This window comes from Pseudomonas sp. Irchel s3a18, assembly GCF_900187535.1.
Lineage (GTDB): Bacteria > Pseudomonadota > Gammaproteobacteria > Pseudomonadales > Pseudomonadaceae > Aquipseudomonas.
In genome coordinates, this window is record NZ_FYDV01000001.1 from 677,654 (window position 1) to 701,657 (window position 24,004).

Sequence of the window (24,004 nt, forward strand, 5' to 3'; positions counted from 1 at the left end):
CACCTAACCTGCTGAAAAGAAAGCAAGTTTGGCAACGAAGCGACGACCGGGGGGCCAGCAGTTTGCCTCATTTCGAAAAGACTTTCGCGCCGCCTGCGTGCCCTGGCGCACCTGCCCGCCGGGCCAATGCCCGCCCCTACTGGCGGTCGCGCTTGCCAGCACCGGCTTGAGGGATCTGCGTGACAAACTTGAATTGCTTGGGGATCGCCCATGGGTTGATCCGCCCACGCTCGACAAACGCTTGCAGATGCGCCTCCAGGATCTTGCGGTCCAGGTACTGGCCGGGCTCGCACACCACCAGCGCCATGGGCCGCTCGCCCCATTGCCGGTCGGCAATGCCGACGACCGCGACCGAGCGGACGGCCGCGTGCTCGTTGATCAGGCGCTCCAGGTCCTGGGGACGGATCCACTCCGTACCGGCCTTGACCCTGTCCTTGATTCGATCCTTGCCCTGCCTCTCGGCGCTGGCGTTGATAGCACGACCCATTGTTGTTGTTCTCCCCTGCGCACTGTTGGCGGGCTGCGTCGAATTGCGCTGGCTGGACTGTAGGTCCCGGGTCGCTGGGGTGCTTCTCATCAAACGACAATGGCTTGGCATTTCATGACAGGTGCGACGCCTGCACGCAACGCTCGCACAATCCTCAAACACCTCGGCACAGGGGCCCGCGCAACGTCTGCGGTGGGTGACTTCTGCGTTGCCGCTCGCTACCCTTGCGCTACCCGGGGCTTGAAATCATTCCAGGCCAACCCCCTACTCCATTCAGACGAGCATGTCATGAAATCCCCTGCCGGCTTGCTGCTGACGGGTATTGAGCTGGACCGTGCCAGCTCCATTCCCCTTTACCGTCAACTCTATTTGCAGATCCGCAAACAGGTGCTGTCCGGACGGTTGCAAGGAGGCGTACGCCTGCCCTCTACCCGCACCTTGAGCAAAGAGCTGGCGCTGTCGCGGATCACCATTCTCAATGCCTTCGACCAGTTGATTGCCGAAGGCTTCCTGGCCTCGCGCACCGGGGCCGGGACGTATGTCGGCAACGAGTGGGAAAACCGTGGCATCGCCGATGAGGATCGCCAGCGCCAGCCACCGCGCCTGTCCGACCTGAGCCAGTCGATGCTGTCGCTGCGCAGCAGTCATTTTCGCGGGGTGTCCTATGCCGACTGGGACCCCGCGAGCCCCACCTCGTTCCTGCCCAGCCACAGCACGTACGACGCGTTCCCGCAGCATATCTGGAAGCGCTTGATGAACCGCCACCTGCACAAGCCGACCAAGGCCATGCTCGGCTATGGCGAACTGCAGGGGTTGCTGGCCTTGCGCACGGCGATTGCCGAATACGTCTTCGATGCCCATGGCATCGACTGCAGTGCCGAGCAGGTGGTGATCGTTTCCGGCGCCCAACAGGCCTTCAACCTGCTGGGCATGCTCCTGCTCAACCCGCAGGACAGTGTGTGGATGGAGGATCCCGGACATATCGCGGCGCGCATCGCGTTCCAGGCCCAGGGTGGCCAGGTGGTGCCCTTGCCCATCGACGACCAGGGCATCGATATCGAGCAAGGCCTGGCCCAGTGCCCCGACGCGCGCCTGGTGTTTACCACGCCCTCGCGCCAGCACCCGCTGGGTATCACCATGAGTTATGCGCGGCGCCAGGCGCTCATCGACTGGGCCGCGCACAACCAGAGCTGGATCATCGAGGACGACTGCGACAGTGAGTTTCGCTACAGCGGCCGCCCCCTCCCCGCGCTCTATGCCATGGATCAGTGGGCCCGGGTGATCTATGTCGGCACGTTCAGCAAAGTCCTGTTCCCCTCATTGCGGCTGGGCTACGTGGTCCTGCCACAGGCCTTGATCGAGCCGTTCTGCACCTTGCGGGCGGTCATGGATCGCAGCCCGCCCACCCTCCTGCAGGCGGTGACCGCCGACTTCATGGTCGAGGGTCACTTCCTGGGGCATATCCGCCGCATGCGCACGCTCTACCAGGCTCGCCAGCAAGCACTGGTCGAGCACCTGCAACAACGCCTGGGCAGTTTCCTGCGCATCACCCCGGTGGAAGCCGGCATGCACCTGATCGCCTGGCTGCCAGCGGAAACGGATGACGATGCCATCGCCAAGGAACTGGCCCGGCACAATATCCACACCTATGCCCTGAGCGACTATTGCCTGCAGCACAGGTTGCCTCCGGCGCTGTTGATCGGCTTCGCCGGCACGCCCGTGGACAAGGCCCAGGAGCGCGTCGAGGCACTGGCCCGGGCACTGATCAGCATGGGCTACCTGCACCCGTGAACCGAGTGGTCTTATCAATTAACGAATAATGGATCTATCGAGAGTTCCCGACTGGCGCGATAAAGGCTGCGCCGGTAGACCCGGCGTCTGAACCAGGAACGACTCGAATGAACAATAAGATCCAAGAGCGATTCAATACCTTGCTCAGCCACAAGGCTGTCGAGGCCGGGGCCCCTCCCGTACTCACGCAGGCACTGGCCCGCCAGTTGCTCGATCGACTCGCGCAGCTGCGCCTGTTTGCCCATGCCTACCCGTTGCTGACCAACCTCACCCATGGTCGCGTCACCCCGGCCGACCTGCTGGACTTCGCCTATCGCCACGAACTGCAGGGCCTGAGCCTGCACCTGCTCGATGGCGAGGAAAACAGCCTGAGCCAGATGACTCCCGCGCAGCTGCAAGCGTTCGCCGACAAGGCCAAGGCCCTGGGGCTGGATGTACACCTGGAAATCAGCAGCACCCTGAAAAAAGACGTCGATCAAGTGATCGCCATTGCCAGGGCCGTGGGCACCCGCAACATCCGCGTCTACTCACGCTATGAAGGGGCGCTGTCCCGGGTCATGGACGTGATCGAGTCCGACCTGCACTACCTGGCGCAACAGGCCGACGAGCACGACCTGTTCTTCGACTTCGAACAGCACGAGGAACTCAAGAGCGACGAAATCGCCCAACTGCTGAGCCGGCTCAACCACCCCCGCCTGCACGCCTTGTTCGACTTCGGTAACATGATCAATGCCTGCGAACAGCCCCTGCAGGCCCTGCGCAACCTGGCCCCGCACATTCGCCAGACCCACCTCAAGGGTGTGCGCGTGGTGCCCGAGCAAAACGGCTTCGGCCATTACGGCGTGCTGCAGGGCAGTGACGAAGACGACCTGCCCAATGCCCGCATGCTGTTCGAACTGCTGATGCTCGGCGAAACAACGCCGCAAGTGATCGCGTTCATCCTTGAGCAGGAGAACCACTATGTCGCCCCGGCGTTCCGCCAGACCGGCGAGGCCGCCGACCCGTTCATTGCCTACCGGGAAATGAGTGAAACAGCGCTGCCCGACGGCTTCTCACTGGAGCGAATGCTGGCCGATGAACACCGCTGGGCGAACAACCAGGTCGCCTATGTACGAAGCCTGCTGGCCGAATTCCGCACCCTGGCCCAGTTGACCCTGGACTACCACGCGAACGCCTGACCCTGACGTGACAACCGGCACTGCCGACTCAATGATGCCTGGAGAACAATAATGACAACTCGTGACAAGGCCAAATGGCTCAGATTCCTGATTCTCATCCTCGGTGGCGGCACCATCTACAAGCTGGCGAACCTCAAGGACGCCTTCTATGTGCCCATGCAAGAATTCATGGGATTGACCCACACTGAAATCGGCCTGCTGCTCAGCGCCAATGCGATCATCGCCACCGCACTGTTTGTCGTCGGCGGCATGCTCGCGGACCGTTTCGACACGCGCAAGCTGATCCCCATCGGCCTGATCGGCACTGGTGGCCTGGGCCTCTACCTGGCGACCTTCCCGCCGTTCAGCAATCTGCTGATCGTGTTCAGCCTGTTGGCGGTCTGTGCCGACTGCCTGTTCTGGCCTTCGCTGCTCAAGGCCATTCGCAACCTGGGCGACGACAAGGAACAAGGCCGCCTGTTCGGCCTGCTGGAAGGCGGGCGTGGCGTGGTGGATACCCTGGTCGCGTTTGCCGCCCTGGGTGTCTTCGTGGCCATGGGCTCCGGTGAAGCGGGCCTGAAATCGGCGATCCTGTTCTACTCGGTCATCGACATCCTGGCCGGGACACTGACCTGGTTCCTGCTCAAGGGCGGCACCACGCAGTCGGTCGCCAAGCCGAAAAACAGCCTGGCAAACCTGCTCGAAGCCATCAAGGTACCCGGTATCTGGCTGGTCAGCCTCAACGTGTTCATGGTCTACATCGTCTACTGCGGCCTGACCTATTTCATTCCCTACCTCAAGGAAATGTATGGCCTGCCCGTGGCACTGGTCGGCGCCTACGGCATCATCAACCAGTACTTCCTGAAGATCCTGGGCGGGCCGGCCGGTGGTTTTATTGCCGACAAGCAGTTCAAGAGCCCGAGCCGCTACCTGAAGTGGGCGTTCCTGGCGCTGTTGCCGGCCATGGCGTTGATCATGCTGATCCCGAAAAACCCGAGCTTCATCTACGCCGGTATGGCGGCCACCCTGTCCTTCGCGCTGATTGTGTTCTCCATGCGCGGTGTCTTCTGGGCGCCCATGGGTGAAGTCGGCATTCCCCAGCACATCACCGGCTCGGCCTTCGGCATCGGTTGCCTGATCGGTTATGCGCCGGGCATGTTCGCCTATGTGATCTATGGCGCCATCCTCGACCACTTCCCGGGCGAGCTGGGTTACAACTATGTCTTCAGCCTGATGAGCGTGCTGGCCATTATCGGCTTCATGGTCTCGAGCCTGATGTACAGGGCGGTACGCAACAACGCCACGGCCACTGGCGGGGTCGCCGCCCAGGCTTGAGTGCCTGTCACTTGATCGGGAAGAGGCGCTGGACCAGGCCTCTTCCTGGCGGGGACCGGTAGCGACCACTCGATAATCGCCCGGAAGAAAACAGGGACGCTCCCTGTTCATGAATTCAGCTCCAGACATCGGCTAAAAATCATCATGAATCAGTACGGTATTTCCCAGTAAGCTGGCTGCCACGCATCGATCAACGATGTGCGACTGGCGAACACCCTGGAAACCACCTGTTGAATGATGAGGCAAGGATGCTGACCACGCTTAAGCGCTACCCGAGAGCCGTCAAATTACTGCTGTCGGCGCCCCTGATATTGACCCTGGCGCGGGGGATCACCCTGCCTTATCTGGTCATCTACCTTGCCAGCCGTTTCGGCCTCAGCATCGCCGACACCGGTCTGGTCATTGGCAGCACACTGATCATCGGCTCGCTGCTGAGCCTCTACGGTGGTTTTCTGGTGGACCGGATGCCCAGCTACCGGTTGATTCTGGGCTGTTGCGCGGTGTTCACCCTGGGGTTTCTCGGCGCCTTTCTTGCGCCCGATCTCTGGCTGTTCTACCTCTGCCTGGTGCTGATCAACCTGGCGTATGCGGTGATCGATATCGCGGTCAAGGCAGGGTTTGCCAGCCTGCTCCCCGTCACCGAACGCAGCGAAGTGTTCTCGATCAAATACACCCTGACCAATATCGGCTATGCCATTGGCCCGTTTATCGGGGCCGCCATGGCCAAGCTGGATATCAGCCTGCCATTCCTGTTGTCCGCCGGGCTCGGCACAGGGTTCTTCTGCCTCTATTTCGTCTGGGGCGACAGAGACCTGAGCAGCGCCGATGGGGCTCACCCTTCCACACCGTTCCTGGCCGTGGGGAAACTGCTGCTGCAGGACTATCGGTTAGTCTGCTTCACCCTCGGCGGGCTGCTCAGCGCCGTGGTCTTTGGCCAGTTCGCGGCCTACCTGTCGCAGTACCTGGTGGTCACGACGACGCCCGAGACCACTTACCGGATCATCAGTGCCGCGCTGGCGACCAATGCGCTGACGGTGATCGGCTTGCAGTACGCCATTGGCAGAAGGATTTCCCACCGGCACCTGAGTCGGTGGCTGGCGGCGGGGCTGAGCATGTTCATACTAGGTCTGGCGGGCTTTGCCCTGTCGACCACGGTGGTGCTCTGGGTGATTTCCATGGTCATTTTCACGATCGGCGAAATTATCGTGTTCCCGGCTGAATACATGTTCATCGACAAGATCGCCCCCGACCACCTGCGCGGCATGTATTACGGCGCGCAAAACCTGGCCAGCCTCGGCGCGGCACTGGGCCCGGTGCTGTGCGGCATCGTATTGGCGAGCCAGCCCCCCCACTACATTTTCTACATGCTCGCCCTGTTCATTGTTGCGGGGGGATTGTTCTACTGCCTGGGGGCTTCCAGCCTGAGTCATGCCAAGGTTCAGGAAGCTGATTGAGGATCGGCGTCCGACAGTCGCACCTTGCGTGATTCATTTGGCGCGGATAACACTCACGCTCAGGGATTCGGTACAGCGTTATGGCCCCGCGAGCCCTGCGCCACCGGACCTGGGTTCACGTCAATCAACTCGACCGGCACAGGTGTTTCATTGTAGACCGTTGGACGTGCTTCCTTGCCGCGTGCACCTTGACGCAAGCGATACTCAATGGCCAGTTTTTCCCCGTTCCAGTACATGCGAACAATGTCTGTCCGATTCATGTTCACCGCGATTGTAAAATTGGCGGGGAGAATAGAGGCGGCAGGAACCACGGTGATTTTGAGTTGCGGTTCAATCGCCCTGGACGAAAGGTGCGGCGCGCAGTGGCGATTGTAAGCGAATGCCGTAAGCCCCCTCCTTTCGTTGGTCGTCTTCAGGACAACACTGTTCTCACAAGTAAAATCCTGGAAGTGTTTGACGAGGCCTAGTGTCAATGCCAGAAAAAACAGCACCCATCCGGTCTTTCGCGAAATCGCCTCGAATCGCGTGTACCGCCCTTCATTGTTTCGTGTGTCGTAATGATCGATGACGGCAGCCGCCAGGTTGGCCACCAGACACAACAGCGCCCCATACATGATCCACGCTGGGTAGCCATACAAGATTAATGAGCCACGTTTCCCGGGAACCACAAAGTGGTCGGTGACCACACCAAAGGTTCCATAGGCCAACAAGACGACTGACAGCGTGACATTCCACAAGCGAACCTTGAACGGGACCGTATTCGGAACGTAAGCCGATGCAGAGTACATGTCGCTTGCGTTACTGGATGTGCGGGTTTGTTCCTCCGGAGGAGTCTGCCTTGGCTGTTTGTGATGGTCCATCGCTGACTCTCCGCACATGACGTTGAGCTAAAAGACGACAATTTTTGCACCCAAGGGAAATTTCATACTCGGCAACTCGAGTGTTCTGCGTGCGAGTTGAGGATAGGTTATTTGTGGCGGGCCGCTTTGCGCCTGCGCGCCCTACCGTTCGGCCTCGTCCGCGCCCTTCCCTCCCGGCTGCCGCCACCCGGCCAGCATCCGCTGAGCATTCTCCTCGCAGCCCATGCCTTCGGGCTTGCCTTCGATGCCGGCGATTATCTCCAGCAGCCGCGCGCGGTTCTGTGCCAGGCGCTGTTGCATGGCGTCGATCTCGGTGACCTTGCGCTGCAGGCTTTCCAGCAGGCGGTCGTGGTTGTCGATGCGCTGGGCTGGGTCAGGCATGAGGTTGCGCATCTCATCCAGGCTGAAGCCGGCCTGTTGACCACAGCCGATGATTTCCAGCGCGTGCAGCGTCTGCTCGGAATAGTCGCGATAACCATTACCCAGGCGCCGGGCACTGATCAGGCCACTGGCTTCGTAGAAGCGGATGCGTGAGGCGGCCAGGCCACTGCGCCGGGCGAGTTCGCCGATCTTCATTTAATTGGGGCTCCCCTATTGACCTTAAAGTTGACTTTAACCTTAGGCTTTGTCGTATCAAAGCCCCGCCGCCGTCCGGCTATCCACAAGCCGACGCACGGCACCCAACCTTCCGGAGAGCCCCATGTCCCCTTTCGAGCCCCTGCAGTTGCCCAATGGCGCCGTCATTCCCAACCGGATCGCCAAGGCGGCGATGGAGGAAAATCTCGCCAATCAGGACCAGACCCCATCGGACCCGTTGCTGCGCCTCTACCAGGCCTGGGCCGAGGGCGGCGCAGGGTTGCTGCTGACCGGCAACGTGATGGTCGACGCCCGCGCCATGACCGGTCCCGGTGGTGTTGTGCTGGAGGAAGGGCAGCGGCTGGAGCGCTTCCGCGAATGGGCACGCATCGGCCGGGCACAGGGGGCGCAGTTCTGGATGCAGATCAACCACCCCGGCCGGCAGATGCAGGCCAATCTCGGCCAGCCCACCGTGGCACCCTCCGCCGTGGCGCTGGAGATGGGCGGATTGTCGAAACTGTTCCCGGTGCCCAAGGCGCTCGACGAAGCGCAGATCGCCGCGCTGATCCAGCGCTTCGCCCGCACCGCAGCCTTGGCCGAACAGGCCGGCTTCAGCGGGGTGCAGGTGCATGCCGCCCACGGCTACCTGCTGAGCCAATTCCTTTCGCCCCTGAGCAACCGCCGCGAGGACCGCTGGGGTGGCTCCCTGGAGAACCGCGCGCGCTTGCTGCTGGAGGTGATAAAGGCGGTGCGCGCCCAAGTGTCGCCGGGCTTCTGCGTGGCGGTGAAGCTGAACTCGGCGGACTTCCAGCGTGGCGGCTTCGAGCCGAGCGACGCACGCCAGGTGGTGCGCTGGCTCAACGAGCTTGCGGTGGACCTGGTGGAACTCTCCGGCGGCAGCTACGAGGCGCCGGCCATGCAGGGCGATGCCCGTGATGGCCGTACCCTGAAACGCGAAGCTTACTTCCTCGAGTTTGCCCAGGAGATTGCCGCCATCGCGCGCATGCCGGTCATGGTCACCGGTGGCATTCGCCGCCTGCCGGTGGTGGAACAGGTGCTAGCCGGCGGCGTGGCCATGGCCGGCATCGCCACCGCGCTGGCAGTCAACCCGGCACTACCGCGCCACTGGCAAGCGGGCCAGGTTCAGGCCAGCGCCGAGCTGCCGCCAATCCGCTGGAAGCGCAAGGCCCTGGCCGCATTGGCCTATATGGCCCTGGTGAAGTTCCAGATGCGCCATCTGGCACACGGCAACCCGCCGGCCCCGAACGCCTCACCGCTGTGGGCATTACTGCAGGAACAGTGGGCAAGCCTACGTCGCGCACGGCAGTATCGCCAGCTGATGAGCCGCCGGGCGGGCTGATACTTTGAGTGGGGCCCCGCAGTTCAGTGGACCACGCCCTTCGCAGAGCTGACCAACAAAGTAATTCTCGGTAATGCCGGTAGCGGCAAATCTACCCGCGCCCGCGCCCTCGGCAAACGCCTGGGCCTGCCCGTGGTGCACCTGGACACACTGTTCTGGGAGCCCGGCTGGGTCGAACCCGACGCTCAGCAGTTCCGCGCACGGGTCAGCGAAGCGATCGGACCGGGCCTGGATTTGTGAGGGCAACTATGCCCGGCGTACATTCGACCTTCGCCTGCCACGTGCCGACCTGATCATCTGGCTCGACACGCTCAATGAAGTGGCCAGGCAGCTAAATAGCCGCCCTCGGAAAACACTAGACTACGAAACACCCGCTGAACGATTTAGCCAATCTGTTGCGTCGACCGGCTGAATCCACAGCCAGAAGTGGACTCTCAGAAACTTAACCACGCACCAAGTAGGCCCCTAACGGAACCCGATGTCGCAGCTTCTTGCATTTGCCGGGTGCGGGTTGATGCCCCGGCGAGCGATCAGGAAACCAGATTCGGCATTTACCCGGAGGTGGCAAATGGCCGCGGGGAATCTCAACCTTATCGTACGCGGGCTCTGGCTCGACGGAAGCCATTTGCAATTCTCCTTCGGGCCGAGGTCTGCCAGCCGTCGGTGAATCCGATACCCAATCTGCCTTTGCGCGAGCGAAGTTGCCAGCGTCGCGCCCAGTGTCCTGAGTGGATTGCTCAGCAACGGCCATTTCTGCTTCGCGGCGTCTTTGGGTCTCCTCTTCCAGCCCCTTCTGTACTGCGACCAGGTCCTCTTTGGCGTTGAGTGGGGTACCCGAAGACTGGGCCCGCTGCGCCGCCTGGATCAATTGGAAGTTGCGGTTGCGTAACTCGACGTTGCGACCAACCCGCATGTTGGAGCGCGCCGCCAACGTTTCAGCCTGCTGGTACTGCCCCTGCTGAAGACGCAACACACCGAGATAATGCAGCGTCGCGGGATTGTTCGGCTGGATATGCAGGGCACGCTCCAGCGTGGCAGCGGCTTGGTCCAACTGGCCACTTTCATACTGCCGCGAGGCGGTTTCGATCAGGGTGGTTGATGCGCTGTTACTTTGTGAGGCCGCTCTTCGCTCGGCAGCAACCGAACAAAGCGACGCGACGGCGCAGAAGGCCAGGATGAGACCCGGCAGAAAACTCTTGGTTGACATCAGGGGGGCGGACTCGGCTGATCTCGGACGGCACTGCCGTAAAACAGGCCACAGCGCTGCTCGGCATCTCCGATACAGGGCCCCTATTGACCTGGCCAGTACCCTGAAGTTCCCGCTGCAACGGCCACAGTAACTACACCGATGAGTTCAAGACTCAGACCGTCGCCTTCCGGCCAGGCGCAGCCTTTCAGGCAATGTTGGAAATGGCCTGAAAAAGTTTTGTGGAACTCAGGGAATCGAACGACAGTCGCAGCGGTCCAACACATGGCAGGACAACGGGCGCGAGATGCCCAAAGTATCGCCTGCCGACCGCCATTGCCTTCGGGAGAACCCATTGTTAACTGTCTTTCTGCGTCAAGTTTTCCGGTTAGCGATACTGCTTTCTTCCGTTGGCATTTCGTCCTCTGTTTTCGCCTGCCCAGTAGGGCAGCGCCAAGTCTGCGTGGTCGCTTGTTTTTGTGCTCCTGGCTCCGAAGAGGAAATGGGGGAGATCTTCGAAAACATGAACCAAATGGCGGCCTCTGGATTACAGAATTGGATTGTGCAATCTCGCAACACCGCGGCAGCGGGCGATACTCGGACAATCCCGCTGAATATCCGAGCCCAACTCGAACCCTACTATGACATTCAGGTGCTCGATTCGGCTCGCTACAAGATAGGCGATGATGTGGAGCTGAACGCCGCACACACCATGCTGCAAAATCCCGATGTAAATGCAGTCACCCTCATAGATATCATCGTCTTTCGCAGTCCCGATGATGCACTTAACAATGTCGCGCTGTGGGCGCATGAATTGAAGCACGTGCAGCAGTACCTGCAATGGGGTGTTCGCGAGTTTGCCACTCGCTATACCCGTGATTACACAGCCGTCGAGGCCCCTGCTTACGAGATTCAAACCCAGGTAGCTAGAGCGCTAAGAGCCAGCCTGGCCCATCCAGAGCCTCCTCGACAGCCTTGAGTTCAAAGGGTTGAACCTAGTCGGCTAATCATGGGTGAGTGACTTGAAACGCCCCTTTGTAGACGTCTTTGAACGTCCGTAAAGGGCGATAGCTGCCCTTGGCGACAGACAACAATCGGCCAGAAGCGGACATATCAAACACCTCAATTACCAATAGCTAGTGCGGTAGTTTCCGGACAACCGTTTCAGGGCCAATCAGGTGGGTGTCGCATATGTGTTAGGCCAAGACGCAACGGTCAGCGTGTCGACGAGGATCTTTTTGCATAACCCTAGATGTTCCTGACGTTTCAGATTCCGACCAGTTACCCCTATTGCTGGATTTTCCGCCCAGGCAACACCGCCGCGCATTTCACTTTCCGCCCTCCCGTAATGACCTCGCGACCCTTCGTCCCAATATGCGAACAAACTGTCCCACCACGCCCATAGTATCGCGCCCGCGATACCTACTATAGGGCCGGGACCTCTGCCCAACTGGCAGGGGCCAATTACCTCTACCGGATGCACATTTTGCGCACCGTCGTATAAGTAGATTGGAGACAACAATGACAAAAGTCGCCGCAGCCCAAGACACTCCTTCACCAACCTCCCCCTCGGCACCCGCCATTATCCGGTCGTCGGTGCGCCAGCATTCGATCAAGGTGGAGCTTTGCACGCCCGCCATCGGCGCCGAGCTCAGTAACATCAGCCTGGCCGACGCTGCCCAGGACCCCGAATTGATCGCGCAAATCCGGACCCTGTGGCTCAAGCACAAAGTGCTGTTCTTTCGCGACCAGAACATCACTGCAATGGAGCAGCAGCATTTCGCGGCGCAATTTGGTGAGCTGGAAGCCCATCCTCTTGCTCCGAGCCATCCAGAAGCGGACAAGCTACTGATGCTGTACCGCAACCTCGGCTCGAAACCCAATTACGTCGAAAAGGCCAGCCGCGAAAACCTCTGGCATGCCGATGTCACCTACAAGAAGGCGCCGCCCCGCGGAGCGGTACTGCGCTGCGAAATGGGTCCGGAGACTGGTGGCGACACCATGTGGTCCAACATGGTGATGGCTTACGAAAAACTGCCACAGGCCATCAAGCAACGGATCGACGGCCTGTACGCAAAACACGGTGCCGAGCAGACCTTTGGTGCCCAGTTGCCACTCGAAGAACGTCATGCGATGGCCGCGAAGAACCCTGCCGCTGAACACCCGGTAGTGCTTACCCATCCGGAAACGGGCGAAAAAGTGCTGTTCGTCAACTCCGCGTTCACCACCCATTTCTCGAATTTCTTCAACTTCGAGGATATCCGCTACGGCCAGGACTTTATGCCGGAGGCTCATCATCTGATGAACTATCTGATGTCTCAGGCTGCGGTTCCGGAGTACCAGGTACGTCTGAAATGGCGAACCAACACGGTTGCCATGTGGGACAACCTACAGGTTCAGCACTACGCGGTGGCTGACTACGGCAATGCGCCAAGAAAGATGCTGCGCGCCACCCTGGCGGGCACCCCGCTCACCTGATCCTGACAGTCCCCCAAAGAATCCAGGACATCCGACCATCAGAGATGGTCGGGCGGCCTTGGTTGCCGGCAAATACTCGATCTGAACCGCATCAAAGGAGATAGATATGCTCTACGAACACGTCGACACCGCAGTCATCGATGGCGAATCACTGCCGTGGATACCGTTTACGCCCTATGCGGAAAACGTCCTGCTGAAGTACTTCAAGCTTGACCCGATCCGCGGTGAATGGATCGTCATGATGAAGGCGCCGCTCGACATGCAACTCCCCAAGCACCACCACACGGGGACGGTCATGGTCTACACGATCGAAGGCCAGTGGAAATACAAGGAGCATGACTGGATCGCCGGCCCCGGCAGCATCGTGTACGAGACGGCTGCATCGACTCACACACCTGAAGTCGTCAGCACGGGAACCGCAGACGGGTATTCGCTCATGCTGGTTCAAGTGACTGGCGATCTCGCGTTCCTGGACGGGAACGACAACATCGTCGCGCTCGAAAACTGGAAGTCCGGGTTGCAGCGCTATCTTGCCTATTGCGAGCAGCATGACATCGCACCGAAAGACCTGACGGCATTCAACTGATCTGGATTTCATGGAGAAACCCGGCTTCCCCGGTTTTATGGGGTAGCCGGGGCAGTTGCCAGATCGCAAAGATCCAGGGGAGGGAAACAGGCTGTCTCGGTTCGCGGTCTTGACGCGGAATCTGACAAGGGCCTGGCTACCTGTCCGCTCCCCGATCACAGACTTACGAACGGAGCGATGCCATGAATGGTTTGATGATGCAAAAGCAGCTATTGATTTCCTCGCTCATTGAGCACGCCGATCGCCATCATGGCGATACGCAGATCGTGTCCCGGAGGGTGGAGGGCGATATCCATCGCTACACTTTCCGTGACTGCCACCGTCGCGCGCGCCAGATGGCCAGTGCATTGACCAGCCTGGGCGTCCAGCCCTCCGACCGGATCGGCACGCTGGCCTGGAATGGCTATCGTCACCTGGAGTTGTACTACGGCGTGTCCGGCATGGGTGCCATTGTGCATACCATCAACCCTCGCCTGCATGAAGACCAGGTCGCCTACATCGCCAATCACGCCGAAGACCAGTACATCTTCTTCGACTTGACCTTCTTGCCGCTGATCAAGGCCATCGCTGGTCGCTGCAATACGGTCAAGGCGTTCATCGCCATGACCGATCACGCCCACATGCCGACAGACGCCGGAATCGACAACCTGCTGTGCTATGAAGATCTGCTTCAACGGGGGGCCTCTGACTACGCCTGGCCGATTTTCGACGAGGACGCCGCCAGTACGCTCTGCTACACCTCTGGCACGACGGGCAACCCGAAAGGGGTTTTGTACAGTCATCGCTCATCGGTGCTGCACACCTATGCGGCCGCGCTGCCTGATGCCCTGAATTGTTCGGCGCACGACGTGATCCTGCCCGTTGTGCCGATGTTTCATATCAACGCCTGGGGGCTTCCCTACATCGCGTGCATGGTCGGGGCCAAACTCGTACTGCCCGGACATGCCTTGGATGGAGAATCGCTATTCGAGCTGCTCGAAGCCGAGCAGGTGACACTCTGCGCTGGTGTCCCGACGGTGTGGCAAAGCCTTCTTAGTCATCTGGAAAAAACGGGCCAGCAATTCTCCAGCATGAAACGCACCATCATTGGTGGCGCGGCCTGCCCCCCGTCCATGCTGCACACGTTTCAGGAAACCTACGGCGTAGCGGTATTGCACGTCTGGGGGATGACTGAATTAAGCCCTATCGGAACCGTCGGCACCCTGAAGGCCAGGCACGTTGAAATGTCCTCGGCAGAGCGTTATGCCGTGCAATCCAAGCAAGGCCGAGCGGTGTTTGGCGTCGACATGAAAATCGTTGACGCTGATGGCATGGAGTTGCCCTGGGACGGCGTAACTTCAGGTGACCTGTTGGTGCGTGGGCCATGGGTGGTGCGCGATTATTTCAGGAACGAAGGAAACAGTTCGCTGCTGCTTGAGCACGCAGGCCAAGGATGGTTCCCAACCGGCGATGTGGCGACCATCGATGTCGATGGCTTCATGCAGATCACCGATCGCAGCAAAGATGTGATCAAGTCGGGTGGCGAATGGATAGGTTCCATCGAATTGGAAACCATTGCGATGGCCCATCCGGCAGTTTTCCAGGCGGCCTGCATTGCCGCGAAACACGCGAAGTGGGACGAACGCCCATTGCTGATCGTCGTCAGGAAACCGCAAGCAACACTGACGCGGGAAGAACTGCTCGCCTTTTATGAAAGCAAGATCGCGAAATGGTGGACGCCGGATGATGTGATCTTTGTCGACACGATTCCGTTGGGCGCTACGGGCAAGATCCAGAAGAACCGACTGCGGGAGCAGTTCGGCGACCATCTGATGGTCAAAGCTGTCGGCTGAGCGTTGTAAGGATCGATCCAGTCCTGCCTGTGCACAATGGCAGGGCCAACGGTGGCAGATGCCAATACCGTTCGCCCTGCCATTGCACCGACGCTATCAAGTGGCTAAACATGCCCCTTGCTCAAGCGTCATATCGCTGGACGCTAGCGCCTAGCGTTCCAACTGCTCGAGAAACTCCAAGAGCAATTCATTGACTTGATCGGCGCTCTCTTCCGCGGCGCTATGGCCCACGCCGGGTAGCAGTACCTTCTTCTGCAGTCCGGGTAGATAGGTGTCGAGCTGGTCGTAGAGACCGCGGATTTCGACTGGTTCAAGTGAAGGGTCGGCAGCACCACCGATAAACATGCTCGGCTGGCGGACCACCGCACCGTCGAGAAACGCAGTGATTTCCCAGTTCCGGTCGCGACAGCGGTAGTAGTTCAGGGCACCGGTAAACCCTGTGCGGGTGTATTCAGCGACGTAGTAGTCGAGCGACCGCGCGCTCAACCAAGACGGGAACGCCTCCTTTGGCTCAGTGAAGGCGTTGAGAATGGGCTCACCGGCCTCGACGAACAGGCGCCAGCGTTCGGCCCCGACAGCGCTGCCGGAGATCGAATAGAAGACGCTACGCAATGTTTTTCTCGTATCGCTGGCCAACTCGCGATCCGGCTTATCGATCTGCTGGAAGTACAGGTGGTGATACACCCTGCCCTTCGCCATTGCCTGCAAACCTACGGTCGGTTTGACCTTGCCGCGCGGTGGCACCGGCGTATTGAGCATCACCAGGCCACGGAACAGATCCGGTCGCAGCATGGCCGCCGCTTGGGCCACCCAGGCACCCAAGTCGTGTCCAATGATCACCGCGGACGTTTCGCCCAGGGAAGCCATCAAGCCGACCATGTCGCCGACTGACTGACTCATGTCATAGGCTTCAATGGAATCGGGTCGATCGGTTTGCCCGAATCCCCGTTGATCGGGGACGACGACTCGAAAGCCGGCCTCGGCCAACGCCACGATCTGGCGCCGCCACATGTACCAAAGGTAGGGAAAACCGTGCAGCAGAATGACGAGCGGGCCCTGTCCTTCGTCGATGTAATGCATGCGAATGCCGTTGAGTTCGGCAAAGCAGTGGTTGAATGCATCAGGGTCATCGGCATCCACTGGCTCCATTGCAGCGAGCGGCTGACCGATGCGCATTGCGGCGCGTGTGTCCATCATCTACCTCCATCTTTTTTTAGTTGTCGGCCTGAAGGTAGCCCTGACAGGGTGTCCTGCACTAAGCTTCTCAGGACACAATCTGGTGAAATTGGGACATGAGGGAAAGCATGTATACCTTGACGCGAAGCGCCAGCCTTACCAACTATGAACAGGTTGCCCGTTCAGTGGGACTGGATCCTTTTCGTATGCTGCGGCTGGCCAAGCTGCCGGCCAGTGCACTCGACGATTCGAATATCATGATCAGTAGCGATTCGGTTGGGTGGCTGCTGGAGGAGTCAGCCCATCTGTCTGGCCAAGAGGCCTTCGGACTGCTGCTCGCGGAGAAGAGACACCTTTCCAACTTTGGCATGCTGGCGCTGCTCATCCGCGAAGAACCAACACTTCGCGCAGCCTTGCAATCTTGCGCTCGCTATATGCGGCTGCATAACGCTGGCGTGGAATTGCGGCTTGAGGATGTAGGCGACCTGGTCCTGCTGCATTTAGGTGTGAATATGCAGGGTCATCACGGCGTCTGGCGCCAGGCTATCGAACAGTCGGCTGGCATCGGACTGCGGACGTTGAGCATGCTGACGGGCAATACGTTACGCCCGGTAAGAGTCAGTTTCACTCACGAGCGCCCTGTCAGCCTTGAAGTGCACCACCGCGTGCTGGGAACAGCCATCGAGTTTTCACAGGAGTCCAATGCCATCGTTTGCCGAAGGCGAGATCTGGACATGCCGATCCTTACTGCAAACCCGGCACTGCATCGCGAGATAAAGCGATCGCTGGACATGCAGTTGGCTAACCTGCGTGACGAGCCAGCGCAGCGGGCGCGCCAGATCGTCAAGATGCTGCTGCCAAGCGGACTGTGTTCCGTCGATGGCGTTGCCCAGCATCTTGGCGTGCATCGACGCACCCTTAACCGACACCTGGCGACCGAGGGTGAGAGTGTCACAACGATCATCAATGCTGTACGTGCTGAACTCGCTGAGGAGTATCTGGCTAACAGCAAACGCCGATTGTATGAGGTCGCCGAACTTCTCGGCTTTTCCTCTGCCGGTGACTTTTCACGCTGGTTCCGCAGCCAGTTTGGCAAGACACCCTCGGCTTGGGCCGTCTCCTATCGAGAGAGCAAGGCGGCATCCGAGCCCATATCGCCTGAATAAATAGAAAGACAGGTTCGTGGGCGACTCTCAAGCCTCCTGGCCAGCCACATGGGCTGAACCTGTCGAATCCTCGATATTTCTGACGCCGCCACCCAACCATGGCCCGCTGGCAGCGTCCCAATACGCGAAGAAACTGTCCCGAATAGCCCATAACCTCGCTCTCGTGCAACCTACTATGGGTCAGCGGCCCCTGCTCTGCTGATAGGGGACAGCAACATCTGCCGGATACACGTATCCCGCCCGCGATTGGATCTTTGATTGCTCCATCGGTTTCCGAATTCGAGTCCACCAGACAATTCGATGGTGATGCAAAAAAACACGATCTTAAATCTGATCGCGCTACTTGCACTCCGTCACCCGGATTACCGAAAGAGTATTGCTAGAGCCATCTGAACGCCGTCTTCGCACTCAACACATCTTCGATGAGAAATGGACCGCCGCCATCGGCCCTGGGAAGTACTACGCATGCCTATGCTTGTTCGCGCCGCCGTCTTGACCAAATACTTGGACGTCACCCAGAACCTGGGATTCAACCCGCACGACGTCATGGCAGTCGCCGGCCTAAGCAAGGCTCAGTTGCAAGCCCCCGAATACCGCATTCCCATCGATGCCGCCGTGCGCCTGCTGGAAGATTCGGCCGCCGCCAGCGGTTGCCAGACCTTCGGCCTGAGCATGGCCGAGTCGCGCCAGCTTTCGGATTTCGGCGTGGTCAGCCTGCTGCTCAGCCATCAGCGCACCCTGCGCGAAGCGTTGCAAGTGATGGTGCGCTACCGTCATCTGATGAACGATTCGCTGGCGATCTTCGTTGAAGAGGCCGGCAAGATGACGATCATTCGTACAGAGATGGTCACCGAGTCGCCGATGCCCAGTCGCCAGGCTACGGAGTTGGCCATCGGCGTGATGTTCCGTCTGTGCTCGACCCTGCTCGGCTCGCACTGGCACCCTTACAGCGTCAACTTCATGCACCAGCCGCCGGACAACCTGCACCTGCATCGGCGCCTGTTCGGCTGCAACCTAGAGTTCGGCAGCGAGTTCAACGGCATCGTTTGCTCCGACGCCAGTCTCGATATGATCAACCCCAATGCCGACCCGGCCATGGCCCGTTATGCCCAGAACTACCTTGACTCGCTGCAAAGCCCCGAAGGCACCTCAATACTGTTCGAAGTGCGCAAGGCAATCTACCTGCTGTTGCCCATGGGCCGCGCCACCATCGAGCAGATCGCCCAGTCCCAGGGCATGAACGTGCGTACCCTGCAACGTCGCCTCAAGGAAGACGGCTGTGCCTTCAACGACCTGATCAACGATGTGCGCCGCGCCTTGGTGCTGCGTTATCTGGAAAATCCGAACAACTCGCTGAGCCACATTGCCGACATGTTCGGCTTCTCCATGGCGAGTTCCTTTACCCGCTGGTTCATCAACCAGTTCGGCATGCCGCCGGCAGTGTGGCGTAGCGCGCAGCAACCGTCCGGTTCCCCCCTCAACGGACGCGGCCGCCCCCAAGCCTTTCTGAGCACACGGCCAAAAAAAACGGCGACTGCTGGTACAGTCGCCGCGAAAAACCGGTGTTTGTGACACCGGTCGAGAGCCTCACTGAAACGAGGAGCCAACCCAGTGAAGCCCTGCCATAACACCTATGGGAGGCCTGTATTCAAAGGCCCCAGCGCAGCAACAACAGCACCAGCACAACGAGGAACACCGTCTCGCCCACCATCAGCAGGATCGGTTTGATCCCGACCGCCACCAGCTCCTTGAGCCGTGTCTTCATGCCCAGAGCGCTGATGGAAATCACCAGGCACCAGCGCGACAGCTCGTTGACCGATCCTTGCACCGCAGGCGTCACCCAGCCGGTGCTGTTGATACACGCCAGAGCCAGAAAACCAACGGCAAACCACGGCAACAACGGCGGCCGTTTGCCCATCGGATCGGCGCCCTGCATGCGGGTGATCATCGCGGCGGTGACGATCACCGGCAACAGCATGGCGACCCGCATCAGCTTGACCACCGTGGCCGTGTCGCCGGTCTCCGTCGACATGCTGTAGCCAGCGCCGACCACCTGGGCCACATCGTGAATGGTCGCGCCGAGGAATACCCCGGCCACCTGCGGCGACAACCCCAGCCAGTTGGCGATCATCGGGTACACGATCATCGCCATGGTGGAGAGCGCCGAAACACCGATGACGGTGAACAACGTTGCGCGTTCTTTCTGCGGATGGTTGGGCAGCGCCGCCGCCAGCGCCAATGCAGCCGAGGCGCCACAGATTGCCGTCGCCCCGCCGGTGAGCATGCCGAACAAGCGCTGAAAGCCCAGGGCCTTGGCCGCGACCACGGACACGCCGATGGTCACTACCACCAGAATCACCACCAGCGCAATTGGCCTCCAGCCCAGCGCCACCATTTGCTCGAGGGTGATGCGCATGCCCAGCAGCGCCACGCCGATGCGCAACACCGTGCGTGCAGTGAACTCGACGCCGGCCTTGCAGGCGCCGTCATCGGCCAGAAAATTCAGGGCCATGCCCAATAGCAAGGCGAACAACATGACCGGCGCACCGTAGTGCTCGGACAGAAACGACGCAGCGGCCGCCACGATCAGGCTGACGATAAAACCCGGGGCCAGTTCGCGCGTGCGACTATGGATTCGGGTGAAAGCAATGGCGCTCATGGCGCGGACTCCTCGAAAACGATGACGATGAACGCCTGGCCGTCAATGATCTCGACCGGGTAGTGGGTGACTTTGACTTGGGTGGAATTGAGCAGGTAGCCGCTGTGCGAATCGAAGCGCTGGCCACGACCTGCGCGTCGAAGCCGCAGCACCGGGCGATTGCCGGCAACGTCTCGCGGCTACCCAAATCCTCGCCGTTCTGGAAGTACGCCGCGAACAGCCGCTCAAGCAAGGTCTCACGCTGGACAGCACTACCCGGCGTGCCGGCACACTCCAGCAGACGCTGGGCGCGCAGATTCACGACTTCACCCCTAACCCGGCTTCGCTGATTGGCTCAGAAACGCTCTGCCCCTGAAGGCGGGCGATATCTCTGTGGTAATGACACTTGGCATAAAAGAACACTGCCGCCGCCACGAGGCTAACCAGTGGCACCAATTGAAACGCGGCATGTAGACCAATGAGATCGGACACTCGGCCCGTTATGAACGGCCCCGGCGCCAACCCCAGCAGGTTGTTGGCCAGGGTCAGCGTGGCGAACGCCGTGCCGTGGACCGAGTAATGGGTCAGGTTGGCAACCATCGCGCCGCTAGGGCCGGTAGTACCCGTGGCAATCAGCATGCCCAGACAGATCAGCAGTAGTTGCACCGGCCCCGCCGGCAAGGCAAAGGCCGTCGACAGCAAAAGGCAACTGCCCAGGCAAAACGCGATGGCCAGGCTGACCTTGTGCTCCGGCGAGTGGCGACACAGCCGGTCGCTGAGCATGCCGCACAGAACCATCCCCACACCGCTGCACAGCACGATGCTTGCCGCCATACCGCCGGCCTTGTCCGTGGGCATGTCGTAATAGCGGTTGAGGTAGCTGGGAATCCACACCATCACCGTGCCGCCGACGAACAACTGCAAGCCACTGGCGACATAGGTCGCCACCACCGAACGACTGGACCACAGCGTGCGTAGCGGACGCTTGCCCGCAGCCGTTGCCTTGTTCGCCACTTGCGCGGCACGTTGCGGAGCAATGCGTGCTTCCTTGACGATGAGTGGATACAACGCCGCCAACACCAGGCCAAACAAAGCCATGCCGGCGAACGACCAGCGCCAGCCCAACTTGGCGGCGATGGCACCGCCCAGAGCCATCCCCAGAACAGCGCCGAACAAGCCGCCGGCCATGAAGGCACTGGCCAGGGTGGCGCGCATGTGTTTGGGGAACACCGAAATCACCACGGCGATGCCCACGCTGCCGTAGGCCGCCTCACCGACGCCGACCATGAAGCGTGCGATGAACATCTGTTGATAATCCTGCGCCAAGGCGCAGCCGAGGGTGGCCACACTCCAGAGCAGCGCCATCAACGCCAGGCTTTTGACCCGGCCGAAGCGGTCGGCCATCAACGACAGCGGGAACGTCAGCAGGCCCACCATCAGGGCCACGATACCGCTGAGCAAACCGAGCTGACCGTCACTCAGGGCCCACTCACCCTTGAGTAGCGGAAACACCGCGTTCAATACCTGACGGGACATGTAATCGGAAATCAACAGGCCGAACGTCAGTGCAAAGACGATCCAGGCATATTGGCGCGCAACGCCGACTCCACCGGAGTCGTCATCGTCGGCGGCGATTGGGTGAAAGGCCATGCAGCCTCCTCAATGTCTTTGTTTTATTGTTGTTATCAAGCGTGTAGCCGTACGGCGAGCGATAGTGTCTTCAATGCCCACACGCGGGTGCATCTACAGGGCCAGGGCCATGGTGTTGAACGGCAGAACGTTATTGAGCAGGGATTCGGCGGTCAGGGTGCAACTGTCCTGCACGCGGTGGATGAAGTTGAACGAGTTCGGGCCATCGAAACAGCCATCGATGCCGCTCCAGGTATGGGGTGGAATGCATCAGGGTCATCGGCATCTACTTGCCGCGCTGCGGCGAGCGGTTGACCAATGCGCATTGCAGTGTGTGTCTCCATTATCTACCTCCATCTATTCTCAGTTGACGGCCTGAAGGTAGCCCTGACAGGGTGTCCCACACTAAGCTTTTCAGGACACAATCTTGCGAAACTGGGACATGATGAAAAGCATGTATACCTGACGCGAAGTGTCGACCTTACCAACTATGCGCAGGTTGCCCGTTCAGTGGGGCTCGATCCAATTCGTATGCTACGGCTGGCCAAGCTGCCGGCCAGTGTCCTCGCCGATCCGAAGATCATGATCAGGAGCGATTCGGTTGGTTGGCTGCTGGAGAGCGGCTCTCACTGCCAGACAGCAATCGGCCAGAAGCGGCCTGCATGGCATGGCTGTTAGCTCAACTCTCCTCTTGCCTGTCAGCACCAGTCTGCCTAAAGCGGGCCACCTTGAGCGGCTACAACGCAATACATCGGCAGCGACTAAACTTTTGCGAATGAACCTTGTCCCCCAAGGAGATTTCCATGAGCACCGCCACCCTGTCCGAACTCGATGCCGCCCTCCCCCGTTTGGCCTGCAAGATTCGTGTACTGGATGCCCTGGCGTGGCCGGGTGGCGTCGAGGAAGTCTTCCTGGCGCATTGGCGCGGCGGGCATGCAGAGTTGCCCAAAGTCGAGCTGCGCCCACGCAGGCACAGCGCCGAGATCGCCGCCCTGGAAGCTTTTGTTGGCCGTTGCGATGAGGGGCATCCGGCCGGGAACTACCTCGCCATGACAGCGCGTAGCTATGCCACCGCCGGACGCATGCTGAATGCGATTGGCACACCCGCCTTTACTCACTATTCGTCAGCGCTGTATCGGCGCCCGGACTTCTATTACACCCGCCTGAAACTGAGCATGCTGGACGCGGCCCATTTCTTCCTCAAGACCACCGACGCCCTCCTGGGCGGCGTCCAGATTCCACCGAGCCTGGCCGAGATTCCGGCCGAGGCCTTTGCCGCCTGGATGCAGCCGGAACTGGACCGCTTCTTCGGTGCGGGCCGGATCACCGTCATGCTCGATCCGACCCTGGCCGCCAAGGCCATCGCCGGGGCAAGCCGCATCCGCCTGCGTGCCAGCGCCCTGTTTTCGGAGCTGGACAAGAACCAGTTATTGCAACATGAGGCCTTTGTGCATGTCGCCACGGCACAAAACGGTGCGCGCCAACCCAATCTCAAAAGCCTGGGTCTGGGGGCACCACGCACGACCCAAACTCAGGAGGGGATCGCCACCCTCGCCGAACTGTTCACCGGCAGCATGGACATCAACCGCCTGCGGCGCCTCGCCCTGCGCGTGCTCGCGGTCCAGCAAGCGCTGGATGGCGCCGACTTCATCCAGGTATTCGAAGGTTTCCTTGCCGCCGGTCAGTCGCAAGAGGAGTCCTTCCGCTCGACCCAACGGGTGTTTCGCGGCGCGGACCTGCATGGCGGCTCGGCGTTCACCAAGGATGCCGCTTACCTGACCGGTTTGATCGGCGTCCATACCTTGCTGCGCATCGCGATCCGCGACAACCGGCCGGAACTGGTAGGCCATTTGTTTGCCGGGCGCCTCAGCCTGGGTGATACCGTACGCCTGGCGCCACTTTTCGAGTCCGGCTGGCTCCAGGGACCGATCTATCTTCCAGCCTGGGCCTCGGACCTGCGTCTGCTCGCCGCCAACCTGGCCTTCTCTGCCTTTATCGCCCGGATCAAACTCGACGTGCTCGATCTGGAGGTGCTCATGGCATTTGCAGACGAGCACGAAGCCGATGCCAGCGCCCAGTGATCCCACATCAGTTTTTTCTGGCTTTCGGTGTAATAGATCCGAGGTCTCTGCTTCATCTGCAACACTCCTTCTGCTTACACAGAATTTAGTTGTGTTGCATCGACCGGTTGAATCCACAGTCGAAAGCGGTCCTTAGATGAACGTCCGATCTTGGCCAATAGCCCCCTTCGATACCGGCCGTTTTATCCCTGCCGACCGGGTCTCTGGCAACG

18 protein-coding genes and 3 pseudogenes are annotated in these 24,004 nt (G+C 60.1%); 12 read left to right on the plus strand and 9 right to left on the minus strand.

Features of this window, described 5'->3' with window-relative positions:
- Window positions 1-136: 136 nt before the first annotated feature.
- A pseudogene (locus CKW29_RS02810) lies at window positions 137-448 on the minus strand (fatty acid--CoA ligase); the annotation flags it as partial.
- A 327-nt stretch (window positions 449-775) separates the two neighbouring features.
- Between CKW29_RS02810 and CKW29_RS02815 the strand changes: the two are divergent.
- The 4 genes from CKW29_RS02815 (at window position 776) to CKW29_RS02830 (ending at window position 6,224) form a co-directional block, all read left to right on the plus strand.
- Window positions 776-2,278, plus strand: coding sequence for a PLP-dependent aminotransferase family protein (locus CKW29_RS02815; protein ID WP_095146627.1), 1,503 nt, complete (start codon window positions 776-778; stop codon window positions 2,276-2,278).
- A 107-nt stretch (window positions 2,279-2,385) separates the two neighbouring features.
- Window positions 2,386-3,456 carry a sugar phosphate isomerase/epimerase gene (locus CKW29_RS02820; RefSeq protein ID WP_095147903.1) on the plus strand — a complete coding sequence of 357 codons (1,071 nt, stop codon included), beginning with the start codon at window positions 2,386-2,388 and terminating at the stop codon, window positions 3,454-3,456.
- Window positions 3,457-3,507: 51 nt separating this feature from the next.
- Window positions 3,508-4,770 carry a nitrate/nitrite transporter gene (locus tag CKW29_RS02825; RefSeq protein ID WP_095147904.1) on the plus strand — a complete coding sequence of 421 codons (1,263 nt, stop codon included), beginning with the start codon at window positions 3,508-3,510 and terminating at the stop codon, window positions 4,768-4,770.
- A gap of 248 nt (window positions 4,771-5,018) precedes the next feature.
- Window positions 5,019-6,224 (plus strand): MFS transporter, encoded by a 1,206-nt coding sequence (locus CKW29_RS02830; RefSeq protein WP_095147905.1) that lies wholly within the window; start codon window positions 5,019-5,021, stop codon window positions 6,222-6,224.
- 59 nt (window positions 6,225-6,283) lie between these two features.
- Here the strand turns inward: CKW29_RS02830 and CKW29_RS02835 are convergent, their stop codons facing one another.
- A complete protein-coding gene (locus CKW29_RS02835) occupies window positions 6,284-7,084 on the minus strand; it encodes a hypothetical protein (protein WP_095147906.1) in 801 nt (266 codons plus the stop codon).
- 141 nt (window positions 7,085-7,225) lie between these two features.
- Window positions 7,226-7,660 (minus strand): MerR family transcriptional regulator, encoded by a 435-nt coding sequence (locus CKW29_RS02840; protein ID WP_095147907.1) that lies wholly within the window; start codon window positions 7,658-7,660, stop codon window positions 7,226-7,228.
- Window positions 7,661-7,784: 124 nt separating this feature from the next.
- Between CKW29_RS02840 and CKW29_RS02845 the strand changes: the two genes are divergently transcribed.
- Complete coding sequence (locus CKW29_RS02845; protein ID WP_095147908.1) at window positions 7,785-9,020, plus strand: NADH:flavin oxidoreductase/NADH oxidase family protein; 1,236 nt, start codon at window positions 7,785-7,787, stop codon at window positions 9,018-9,020.
- Window positions 9,021-9,462: 442 nt separating this feature from the next.
- Here the strand turns inward: CKW29_RS02845 and CKW29_RS02855 are convergent, their stop codons facing one another.
- The gene (locus CKW29_RS02855; RefSeq protein WP_095147909.1) at window positions 9,463-10,227 is read right to left on the minus strand and encodes a tetratricopeptide repeat protein; all 765 of its coding nucleotides are present in this window, start codon (window positions 10,225-10,227) and stop codon (window positions 9,463-9,465) included.
- Between the two features lie 286 nt (window positions 10,228-10,513).
- Here CKW29_RS02855 and CKW29_RS02860 point away from each other — a divergent pair, with 286 nt between their 5' ends.
- The 4 genes from CKW29_RS02860 to CKW29_RS02875 all read left to right on the plus strand — a co-directional run bounded on the left by CKW29_RS02860 (window position 10,514) and on the right by CKW29_RS02875 (window position 15,102).
- Complete coding sequence (locus CKW29_RS02860; RefSeq protein ID WP_256577072.1) at window positions 10,514-11,185, plus strand: DUF4157 domain-containing protein; 672 nt, start codon at window positions 10,514-10,516, stop codon at window positions 11,183-11,185.
- Between the two features lie 632 nt (window positions 11,186-11,817).
- Entirely contained in the window at window positions 11,818-12,684 is an 867-nt protein-coding gene (locus CKW29_RS02865; protein WP_218192039.1) for a TauD/TfdA family dioxygenase, read from the plus strand.
- 106 nt (window positions 12,685-12,790) lie between these two features.
- The gene (locus tag CKW29_RS02870) at window positions 12,791-13,270 is read left to right on the plus strand and encodes a 2,4'-dihydroxyacetophenone dioxygenase family protein (RefSeq protein ID WP_095146635.1); all 480 of its coding nucleotides are present in this window, start codon (window positions 12,791-12,793) and stop codon (window positions 13,268-13,270) included.
- Between the two features lie 182 nt (window positions 13,271-13,452).
- Window positions 13,453-15,102, plus strand: coding sequence for a 3-(methylthio)propionyl-CoA ligase (locus tag CKW29_RS02875; protein ID WP_095147910.1), 1,650 nt, complete (start codon window positions 13,453-13,455; stop codon window positions 15,100-15,102).
- Between the two features lie 150 nt (window positions 15,103-15,252).
- Here the strand turns inward: CKW29_RS02875 and CKW29_RS02880 are convergent, their stop codons facing one another.
- Complete coding sequence (locus CKW29_RS02880) at window positions 15,253-16,296, minus strand: alpha/beta fold hydrolase (RefSeq protein WP_218192038.1); 1,044 nt, start codon at window positions 16,294-16,296, stop codon at window positions 15,253-15,255.
- A gap of 110 nt (window positions 16,297-16,406) precedes the next feature.
- On the opposite strand from CKW29_RS02880, the gene CKW29_RS02885 reads away from it, so the two are divergent.
- Both CKW29_RS02885 and CKW29_RS02890 read left to right on the plus strand, forming a co-directional pair.
- Window positions 16,407-17,444, plus strand: coding sequence for an AraC family transcriptional regulator (locus CKW29_RS02885; RefSeq protein WP_095147911.1), 1,038 nt, complete (start codon window positions 16,407-16,409; stop codon window positions 17,442-17,444).
- Window positions 17,445-17,909: 465 nt separating this feature from the next.
- Window positions 17,910-19,016: an AraC family transcriptional regulator gene (locus tag CKW29_RS02890; RefSeq protein ID WP_095146638.1), complete on the plus strand. Its 1,107-nt coding sequence runs from the start codon at window positions 17,910-17,912 to the stop codon at window positions 19,014-19,016.
- A 76-nt stretch (window positions 19,017-19,092) separates the two neighbouring features.
- Here the strand turns inward: CKW29_RS02890 and CKW29_RS02895 are convergent, their stop codons facing one another.
- The 4 genes and pseudogenes from CKW29_RS02895 to CKW29_RS02915 form a co-directional block, all read right to left on the minus strand.
- Window positions 19,093-20,103, minus strand: a complete 1,011-nt coding sequence (locus tag CKW29_RS02895; RefSeq protein ID WP_095146639.1) for a YeiH family protein — start codon at window positions 20,101-20,103, stop codon at window positions 19,093-19,095.
- Window positions 20,100-20,228, minus strand: a pseudogene (locus CKW29_RS02900) ((2Fe-2S)-binding protein); the annotation flags it as partial. The gene CKW29_RS02895 and the pseudogene CKW29_RS02900, both read right to left, overlap by 4 nt.
- Window positions 20,229-20,400: 172 nt before the next feature.
- Window positions 20,401-21,732, minus strand: a complete 1,332-nt coding sequence (locus tag CKW29_RS02910) for an MFS transporter (RefSeq protein WP_095146640.1) — start codon at window positions 21,730-21,732, stop codon at window positions 20,401-20,403.
- A gap of 96 nt (window positions 21,733-21,828) precedes the next feature.
- Window positions 21,829-21,966 (minus strand): annotated as a pseudogene (locus tag CKW29_RS02915) (3-keto-5-aminohexanoate cleavage protein); the annotation flags it as partial.
- A 548-nt stretch (window positions 21,967-22,514) separates the two neighbouring features.
- Here CKW29_RS02915 and CKW29_RS02920 point away from each other — a divergent pair.
- Entirely contained in the window at window positions 22,515-23,792 is a 1,278-nt protein-coding gene (locus CKW29_RS02920) for a flavohemoglobin expression-modulating QEGLA motif protein (protein WP_095146641.1), read from the plus strand.
- Window positions 23,793-24,004: the final 212 nt, after the last annotated feature.

Bases quoted from the DNA above. Each gene is read 5' to 3' on its own strand.
- CKW29_RS02835 (WP_095147906.1), bottom strand. From the start codon at position 7,084: ATGGACCATCACAAACAGCCAAGGCAGACTCCTCCGGAGGAACAAACC.
- CKW29_RS02880 (WP_218192038.1), bottom strand. From the start codon at position 16,296: ATGGACACACGCGCCGCAATGCGCATCGGTCAGCCGCTCGCTGCAATG.
- CKW29_RS02920 (WP_095146641.1), top strand. From the start codon at position 22,515: ATGAGCACCGCCACCCTGTCCGAACTCGATGCCGCCCTCCCCCGTTTG.
- CKW29_RS02860 (WP_256577072.1), top strand. From the start codon at position 10,514: ATGCCCAAAGTATCGCCTGCCGACCGCCATTGCCTTCGGGAGAACCCA.
- CKW29_RS02890 (WP_095146638.1), top strand. From the start codon at position 17,910: ATGCCTATGCTTGTTCGCGCCGCCGTCTTGACCAAATACTTGGACGTC.
- CKW29_RS02910 (WP_095146640.1), bottom strand. From the start codon at position 21,732: ATGGCCTTTCACCCAATCGCCGCCGACGATGACGACTCCGGTGGAGTC.
- CKW29_RS02830 (WP_095147905.1), top strand. From the start codon at position 5,019: ATGCTGACCACGCTTAAGCGCTACCCGAGAGCCGTCAAATTACTGCTG.
- CKW29_RS02820 (WP_095147903.1), top strand. From the start codon at position 2,386: ATGAACAATAAGATCCAAGAGCGATTCAATACCTTGCTCAGCCACAAG.
- CKW29_RS02885 (WP_095147911.1), top strand. From the start codon at position 16,407: ATGTATACCTTGACGCGAAGCGCCAGCCTTACCAACTATGAACAGGTT.
- CKW29_RS02845 (WP_095147908.1), top strand. From the start codon at position 7,785: ATGTCCCCTTTCGAGCCCCTGCAGTTGCCCAATGGCGCCGTCATTCCC.
- CKW29_RS02825 (WP_095147904.1), top strand. From the start codon at position 3,508: ATGACAACTCGTGACAAGGCCAAATGGCTCAGATTCCTGATTCTCATC.
- CKW29_RS02815 (WP_095146627.1), top strand. From the start codon at position 776: ATGAAATCCCCTGCCGGCTTGCTGCTGACGGGTATTGAGCTGGACCGT.
- CKW29_RS02870 (WP_095146635.1), top strand. From the start codon at position 12,791: ATGCTCTACGAACACGTCGACACCGCAGTCATCGATGGCGAATCACTG.
- CKW29_RS02840 (WP_095147907.1), bottom strand. From the start codon at position 7,660: ATGAAGATCGGCGAACTCGCCCGGCGCAGTGGCCTGGCCGCCTCACGC.
- CKW29_RS02855 (WP_095147909.1), bottom strand. From the start codon at position 10,227: ATGTCAACCAAGAGTTTTCTGCCGGGTCTCATCCTGGCCTTCTGCGCC.
- CKW29_RS02895 (WP_095146639.1), bottom strand. From the start codon at position 20,103: ATGAGCGCCATTGCTTTCACCCGAATCCATAGTCGCACGCGCGAACTG.
- CKW29_RS02875 (WP_095147910.1), top strand. From the start codon at position 13,453: ATGAATGGTTTGATGATGCAAAAGCAGCTATTGATTTCCTCGCTCATT.